At 74.9% G+C, this 7532-nt stretch carries 6 protein-coding genes and 1 pseudogene; 5 read left to right on the top strand and 2 right to left on the bottom strand.

The features are described from left to right. The 5 genes and pseudogenes from K7472_RS27420 to K7472_RS27400 form a co-directional block, all read left to right on the top strand. A pseudogene (locus tag K7472_RS27420) lies at positions 1 to 489 on the top strand (hypothetical protein); the annotation flags it as partial. After that, on the top strand, positions 486 to 968 hold the full coding sequence (locus K7472_RS27415; RefSeq protein WP_109448799.1) for a poly-gamma-glutamate biosynthesis protein PgsC/CapC: 483 nt from the start codon (positions 486 to 488) through the stop codon (positions 966 to 968). The pseudogene K7472_RS27420 and the gene K7472_RS27415, both read left to right, overlap by 4 nt. Positions 969 to 1001: 33 nt before the next feature. After that, a complete protein-coding gene (locus K7472_RS27410; RefSeq protein ID WP_222981252.1) occupies positions 1002 to 2081 on the top strand; it encodes an NlpC/P60 family protein in 1080 nt (359 codons plus the stop codon). After that, positions 2078 to 4255, top strand: a complete 2178-nt coding sequence (locus tag K7472_RS27405; protein WP_308014114.1) for an ArnT family glycosyltransferase — start codon at positions 2078 to 2080, stop codon at positions 4253 to 4255. Before K7472_RS27410 ends, K7472_RS27405 begins: the two co-directional genes overlap by 4 nt. Before the next feature lie 7 nt (positions 4256 to 4262). Further along, complete coding sequence (locus K7472_RS27400; protein ID WP_222981251.1) at positions 4263 to 4562, top strand: hypothetical protein; 300 nt, start codon at positions 4263 to 4265, stop codon at positions 4560 to 4562. A 35-nt stretch (positions 4563 to 4597) separates the two neighbouring features. Here the strand turns inward: K7472_RS27400 and K7472_RS27395 are convergent, their stop codons facing one another. Both K7472_RS27395 and K7472_RS27390 read right to left on the bottom strand, forming a co-directional pair. Then, positions 4598 to 5755: a winged helix DNA-binding domain-containing protein gene (locus K7472_RS27395; protein WP_222981250.1), complete on the bottom strand. Its 1158-nt coding sequence runs from the start codon at positions 5753 to 5755 to the stop codon at positions 4598 to 4600. Positions 5756 to 5825: 70 nt separating this feature from the next. Then, positions 5826 to 7421 carry an SDR family oxidoreductase gene (locus tag K7472_RS27390; RefSeq protein ID WP_308014113.1) on the bottom strand — a complete coding sequence of 532 codons (1596 nt, stop codon included), beginning with the start codon at positions 7419 to 7421 and terminating at the stop codon, positions 5826 to 5828. Positions 7422 to 7532 lie beyond the last annotated feature (111 nt).

Below are 7532 nucleotides of genomic sequence, written 5' to 3'. Positions count from 1 at the left end.
AGCGAGGACGCCCCGCTGCTGGCGCCGGACGGCACCGAGGCCGACACCGGCACCATGGCGGTGGCCCGCCCGCCCGAGCCGGAGCCGTACAGCTGGGTCGCGCCGCTGGACAGCCCCGCGCCGCACGGCGGTTACGACCAGCAGGTCCACCAGCCCTACCCCGGCCAGTGGGACCACGTCGGCTACGAGACGCTCGACCAGGGCGCCGCGCAAGGCGGTTGGGGCTACGACGGCGGCTACGGCGGCCAGGCCGCCGCCGGATACGGGCCGCCCCAGGACGCGCCGACCGCGGCCCTGCCGCCGGTGCCCGACGACCCGCCGGGCCACGGACCGTCGCCGTACGACCGCGGGCCGCACGAACCGTCGCCGCACGACCGGGCGCATCACGACCAGCCGCCGCACGACCAGGCGCCGCACGTCCCCGTTCAGCGGGCGCCCCGCGCCGCAGACCCCGACCACCCGTACGACTCGCTGAGGAAGCCGCTGTGATCCCCGCCAACGTCACGCCCGAGGTCGCCGCCCTGGGCATCTCCCTCGGCCTGGTCTTCTCGCTCATCTGCTACCTGACCACCAACCTCTCCCCCGGCGGCATGATCACCCCCGGCTGGCTGGCGCTGACGCTGGTCACCGACGCGGGCATGGCGGCGCTGATGATCGGCGTGACCGCGCTGACCTTCTTCGCCACCAAGCTGCTCCAGCGCAACGTGATCCTGTACGGCAAGCGGCTGTTCGCGGCCGTCGTGCTGACCGCGGTGCTGCTCCAGGCGACCGTGATGCTCGCGCTCCAGCACGAGTTCCCGCTGCTCTACACCACCCAGACGCTCGGCTTCATCGTGCCCGGCCTGATCGCCTACCAGCTGGTGCGCCAGCCCATGGCCGCGACCGCCATCGCCACCACCGCGGTGACGCTCGGCGCGTACGTGGTGCTCGCCGCCGGTCTGCTGCTCGGCGCGCTGCCCACCTCCTGACCAAGCGACTTCGAGTACCGAGGAGTCCCCGAGATGCAACAGGACCCGACCAGACACGGTCGGCCGCGCCGTCGTCCCAGTCGCCGCGCCCTCCTGGGCGGCGCGGCGGGCGCGGTGGCGGCCGGTGCGGTCGGCCTCTACGCGGTCGACCGGGCCAGTGGCAGCGGCGGGCCCGACGACGCGGTGCCGCAGCACGAGAGCGGGTCGCCCAGCGCCGTGCCGACCGGCGGCTACCGTTTCGAACGCGTCACCTCGCCCGACCGCACCGTCGTGCGCGACGCCTCCGGCAACCTGCTGGCGACGTTCACCGACGGCGCCCGCACCGCGCTGCTCAGCGGCCCGCAGCGCACCTTCAGCGAGCCGCGCACCACCGACGCCGTGGTGCACAGCACCGCCTGGGTGCGGCTGATGTCCACCGAGTGGTCGCGCGGGCGGGAGAACACCTCGTGGTTCCACTCGTGGTTCCCCGCGACCCTCGCCGACCGCAGCCCCGACGTGCTGATGACGGCCTTCGAGTACGGTGACGGCGCGCCGTCGAAGTACAAGAACGGGCTGCGCTACGCGGGCGACGCCAACTTCGGCCCCCGGGTGCCCGGTGAGTCGGAGGACTCCTTCCACTCCCGGGACGAGAAGTCCGACTTCTACGACTACCTCGGCATCCCGTGGACCTTCCCCGACGGCACGCACGTCACGCCGGAGAAGGAGCGCCTCGGCGACGTGGACTGCTCAGGCTTCATGCGGCTGCTGTGGGGCTACCGCATGGGCTACCCGATGCACGACACCAACGATCCGGGGACCGGGCTGCCCCGGCGGGCCTACGCCATCGCCAAGTACGCCCCGGGTGTGGTGCTGATCCCCGACACCAACAGCCGGCCGGCCGACATCAGCATGCTGCAACCCGGCGACCTGGTCTTCTTCGCCATCAACATCGGCAAGCCGATCACCGTCGACCACTGCGGGATGTACCTCGGTATCGACAACGAGGGCCATCCCCGCTTCTACTCCAGCCGCTCGCAGGCCAACGGGCCGACGATGGGCGACAAGGCGGGCGTGGCCCGTCTTGACGGTACCGGCTTCTACGCCGCAGGACTGAGGGTGGCGCGTCGCCTGTGACCAACTCCCGCCGTCGACGCTCCTCCTCCCGGGGCCCGCGTGACGTCACCCCGGCCCCGGGGGACTTCACCACGCCCCCCGGCGACTTCGCCACGGCCCAACTCCCGCCGGTGCCGGGCGACTTCGCCACGACCCAACTCCCCTCGACACCCGGCGACTTCCCGACCGCGCGGATCGCGCCCGCCTCCGAGGCACCCGCCTCGGACACCGGCACCGCCGTCCCGGACCCCCGTCCCGGTCACCGTCGCGCGGCCGACCGTCGCGCCGCCGACCGGGGCCGCCGCCGCGCCCGCCCCGGCGGCGAGCGCAGGCGGGCCGCCGCGCCGGAGCCGGCCGCGCCGCGGCAGCCCGCGCCGGTGTGGGAGCGTCCCGCGCTCGCCGGCGTCCTGCTGCTGGCCACCGTGCTGTACGCGTGGGGCATGGGCCACGCCGCGGTCCACCCGTACTACGCGGCGGCCGTGCGGTCGATGGCGGCGAGCTGGCACGCGTTCGTCTACGGCGGCGTGGACGTCAGCGGTTCCATCACGATCGACAAGCTGCCCGGGGGCCTGTGGCCGCAGGCGCTGTCGGTGCGGGTCTTCGGGCCGCACCTGTGGGCGGTGGCGCTGCCGCAGGTGATCGAGGGCGTGGCGACCGTCTTCCTGCTGCACCGGATCGTCCGCGCCTGGGCGGGCCCGCTCGGCGCGGTCTTCGCCGCGGCGGTCTTCGCCCTCACTCCGGTCGCGGTCGTGCTGACCCGGCACGACATCCCCGACACGCTGCTGACGCTGCTGCTGGTGCTGGCGGCGGGCGCCGCGCAGAAGGCGGTGCGCACCGGCGGCTGGGCGCCGCTGCTGACCTGCGCGGTGTGGATCGGCCTCGCGTTCCAGGCGAAGATGCTCCAGGCCTGGCTGGTGCTGCCCGCGATCGCGCTGGTCTACCAACTGGCCGCGCCGGGAAGCGCGGTGCGGCGGATCACACGGCTGGTGGCGGCCGGGGCGCTGGCGCTGCTGGTGTCCTGCTCGTGGCTGCTGATGGTGTGGGCGACCCCGGCGGGCAGCCGCCCGTACCTCGACGGCACCACCAACAACAACCCGTTCACGCTGGTCTTCGGCTACAACGGCCTGAGCCGCTTCGGCGGCAACCCCAACGCGCTGGGCGCCGTCGCGGGCACCGCGGCGAGCCGCACCACCGGCAACACCGGCTGGACGATGCTGGTCAACCACACGGTCGGCCCGCAGATCGCCTGGTTCCTGCCGCTGGCGGTGCTGGCGCTGGTGCTGGGGGTGCGGTGGCGCCGGGGCGAGCCGCGCACCGACGCGTCGCGCGCCGGGTTCGTGCTGTGGGGCGGCTGGCTGGTGATGCACGTCCTGGTCTTCAGCCTCTCCAACGGCAACCACGGCTACTACACCATCGTGCTGGCGCCCGCGCTGGCCGCGCTGGCGGGCGGCGGGGTCGCCCTGATGTGGGAGCAGTACCAGACCGGTGGGCCGCGCCGCGCCGCGCTGCCCGCGGCGATCGCGCTGAGCGCGGTGTGGGCGACGGTGCTGGAGGAACCGCACCCGGGGTTCTCCCGCTGGACGCTGCCGATCGTGCTGATGCTCGGGGTGTGCGGCGCGCTGGGCCTGTGGATCCGCGGGCCGCGCACCACCCGCCGCGGGGTGCTCGGCGCGCTGGGCGCGGGGCTCGCGGCGACGCTGCTGGCGCCCGCCGCGTGGTCGCTGTCCTGCCTCGACCCGGTGTACGCGGGCTCGCCGACCTCACCGCTGGCCGGGCCGGTCGGCACCGCGTACTTCGAGCTGAAGGACGGGCAGGCCAAGGTCGACACGACCGCGCTGGACGCCCCCGACCAGCGCGACCGCCAGTTGCTCGGCTACCTCCAGGCCAACCGCTCGGGCGCGAAGTACCTGGTCGCCACGCAGGCCGCGTACTCCGCGGAACCGCTGCTGCGCGACACGGCGCAGCCGATGCTGGTGATGGGCGGCTTCACGGGCCTGACGCCGTTCCCCACGGCACCGCAGCTGGCCTCGCTGGTCTCCTCCCACCAGCTCCGCTTCGCCCTGCTGACCACCCAGCGCCCGTCCACCCCCGCCACGAAGTGGGTCAAGTCCAACTGCACCCGAGTCCCGGCGAGGGCCTACGGCAGAGCCGCCGACGGCAGCTTCCGCCTGTACGACTGCGCATCGGGGCTGTGAGGCAGCGATGTTACGGATCGAGGCAGTCGACCTGTCACGGATCGTCCGGTTCTGGAACCACCTGCACCTCGACACGCCCAAGCAGTTCGTGCTGGCCGAGACGCCCGCCATGCGGGTCGTCGCCCAGCCGCTGATCCGCAGTGTCGAGGACGAGGCCGCGTTCCTGGTGACCCAGGGCGCCGAGATCGTCGGCGAGTTCGAGGACGGTCTGCTCATGCGCGACCCCGAGGGCAATCCGTTCCTCCTGGAGCCCAACCCGGACCTGCACCTGCTGGACGACGACGGGCCGGAACGCGCCGAGCCCTGAGGACCGGCACCCGGAGCCGAAGGCGATTACCGCGCTCACGCCGCCAGCTCCCTCTCCAGGGGCGTGCGGAAGCGAGGGGTGACCCGTTTGCCGTCCAGCCAGGCCGTCAGGCGGGCGGCCTCCGTCTCGACGGCGTGCTGCGCCTCACGGCCCGCGTCGGTCAGCGTGCGCCAGGCGATCGTGCCGTCGGGGCGCTGGGCCCAGGCGCCGACGATGCGGCCGTTCCACCACACCGTGGGGCCGACGTTGCCCGCGCGGTCGTACAGCGCGGGGACGTGGTCCGGGTCGAGGTACCAGTCGCGGCCGCGCCAGCCCATCGCCGTCGGGTCGAGCGCGGGCAGCAGCGCCGCCCACGGCTCCACCTCGGCGTCCGGCTCCTCGTCGCCGGGCAGGACGTAGCCCGCGCCGGTCTCCACGGCGCCCAGGTCGGCGAGCGCGGCGCGGGTGTCGCGCAGCGTCCAGCCGGTCCACCACTTCACGTCCGCCTCCGTGCCCGGGCCGTACGACGCGAGCCACCGCCGGACGATCTCCGCCCGCGCCCGCGCCGCCGGCACCTCGGGCCATTGCGGCACCGGCGCCCACGGGTGGACGTTGCTGGTCCACGAACCGCGCGGCCGCGCCCGGCGCACGTGCCCGTCGGAGGCCAGCAGCCGCAGCAGCCTGCTGCCGACGCTCTGCCGCGCCTCGTACGGCTTGCCCTGCGCCATCAGCATCGTCTCGCGCAACTCCGGTACGTCCTGCGCCAGTTCGGCCGTGGTCGCCTCGCCGTGCCGGGCGAGGGCGGCGAGCACCCGTTCCTGGGTCCGCGCGAGCCGCGCCTCGTCCCAGCCCTCGGCGTGCTCCCTCAAGTGCTTGAGCAGCGTGGCCCGTTCGCGCGCCGCGACCGGGCGGGCGGCGCCCGCGCTGACGTGCGGCGCGAAGTCCTCGGTGACCGCGAAGAGGGTGCGGCGCATCGCCAGCAGCCTCACCAGCGTCACGTCCTCGTACAGCGCCCGGTCCACCTCCGCCGCGCCCGGGCGGGCGAGCCGCGCCCCGGCCGACAGGTAGACCGTGGCCGGGTCGGAGGAGTGCAGCGCGACGACGGCGTCGGCGACGGCTTCCACGGTGTCCGCGCGCAGCGGCGGGACGAGCAGGTGCCGCCGGACGAGCCGGACGCGGCGCTGGGCGTCGGTGAGGGAGGGGCGAGCGGTCATGGCCTGGACGATACGGCGCCTCGCGGACAGCCCCCGTCCTGAACACGGTTCGCCGCCCGCGGGTGCCGCGTCACCGCCCCGGACGCGGACCGCTCCCGGTGGCGCGGGCCCGGTCGTGTGCCGCGCGGGCGATGTTGCGGGCCATGCCGCCGAACACCACGGTGTGGAACGGCGAGACGCTCCACCAGTAGGCGTGGCCGAGCAGTCCGCGCGGATGGAAGACGGCACGCTGCCGGTAGCGGGAGCGGCGCGCTCCCTCGGAAGCACCGTCACCCTGGCCTCCGTCACCCTGGCCTCCGGCGCCCGGGTCGCAGCGCATCTCCAGCCACGCCAGGCCCGGCAGCCGCATCTCGGCGCGCAGCCGCAGCAGGCGGCCGGGCTCGATCTCCTCCACCCGCCAGAAGTCCAGCGAGTCGCCGACCCGCAGCCGTGCCGCGTCCCGCCGCCCCCGGCGCAGCCCGACCCCGCCCGCCAGCCGGTCGAGCCAGCCGCGTACCGCCCAGGCGAGCGGGAAGGAGTACCAGCCGTTGTCGCCCCCGATGCCCTCGATGACGTCCCACAGCGCGGCGGGCGGCGCGTCGACGGTCAGCGCGCGGCGGTCGGTGTAGAGGCTGCCGCCCGCCCAGTCGGGGTCGGTCGGCAGCGGGTCGCTCGGCGCGCCCGGCACCGCCGCCGACGACCACCGGGTCGCCACCTGGGCCTCCTTCACCCGCCGCAGCGCGAGGCGGACCGACTCGTCGAACCCGAGCGGGTGCCCCGGCGGGTCGGGCACGTAGCGGGCGATGTCGTGCTCGCGGCAGACGACCTCGTGCCGCAACGACTCGGTCAGCGGCCGGGCGATGGAGGCGGGCACCGGTGTCACCAGCCCGACCCAGTGGCTGGACAGCCCCGGGGTGAGCACCGGCACCGGCAGGATCAGCCGCCGCGGCAGCCCCGCCACGGCCGCGTACCGGCGCATCATCTCGCGGTACGTCAGCACCTCGGGCCCGCCGACGTCGAAGGTGCGGTTGACGTCGGCGGGCAGCCGCGCGCAGCCGACCAGGATCCGCAGCACGTCGCGTACGGCCAGCGGCTGGATGCGGGTGCCGACCCAGCTGGGGGTGACCATGACCGGGAGCCGCTCGGTGAGGTAGCGCAGCATCTCGAAGGAGGCGGAGCCCGAGCCGATGATGACCGCGGCCCGCAGGACGGCGGTCGGCACGCCGCTGTCCAGCAGGACGCGGCCGACCTCGGCGCGCGAGCGCAGGTGCGGGGACAGCTCCCGTTCGGGCACGCCCGCCGGGGTCAGTCCGCCGAGGTAGACGATCCGGCGGACCCCGGCCGCCCGCGCCTGCTCCCCGAAGATCCGGGCGGCGCGGCGGTCGGTCTCTTCGAAGTCGCTGCCGGTGCCGAGCGCGTGCACCAGGTAGTACGCGACGTCCACGTCCCGCATGGCCTCGGCCACGGCCCGGGCGTCGGTGACGTCGCCGCGCGCGATCTCGGCCTGGCCGGCCCAGGGGTGGTCGCGCAGCTTCTCCGGGGAGCGCGCGAGGCAGCGCACCCGGTACCCGGCGGCGAGCAGTTGGGGCGCGAGGCGTCCGCCGATGTACCCGGTGGCCCCGGTGACCAGGCACCGTTCGCCGTCACCGCGCACGCGCCCCTGCGTCGTCTCCCCGTCTCCGCTCACGCGCGCCTCCGTCGTCCCGTCGTCGCCCCCGCCGGTCGTTCGCACCCACCGCCGACGATGCCTACCCCGGCCGGGCGCGGTCCCGTTCCGCCGGGCGGCTACAACTCGGCC

Origin of the sequence: Streptantibioticus parmotrematis, assembly GCF_019890615.1 — a bacterium.
Lineage (GTDB): Bacteria > Actinomycetota > Actinomycetes > Streptomycetales > Streptomycetaceae > Streptantibioticus_D > Streptantibioticus_D parmotrematis.
The sequence above is the reverse complement of the archived record's forward strand: the minus strand, read 5'-3'. Positions and strand labels throughout refer to the sequence as shown.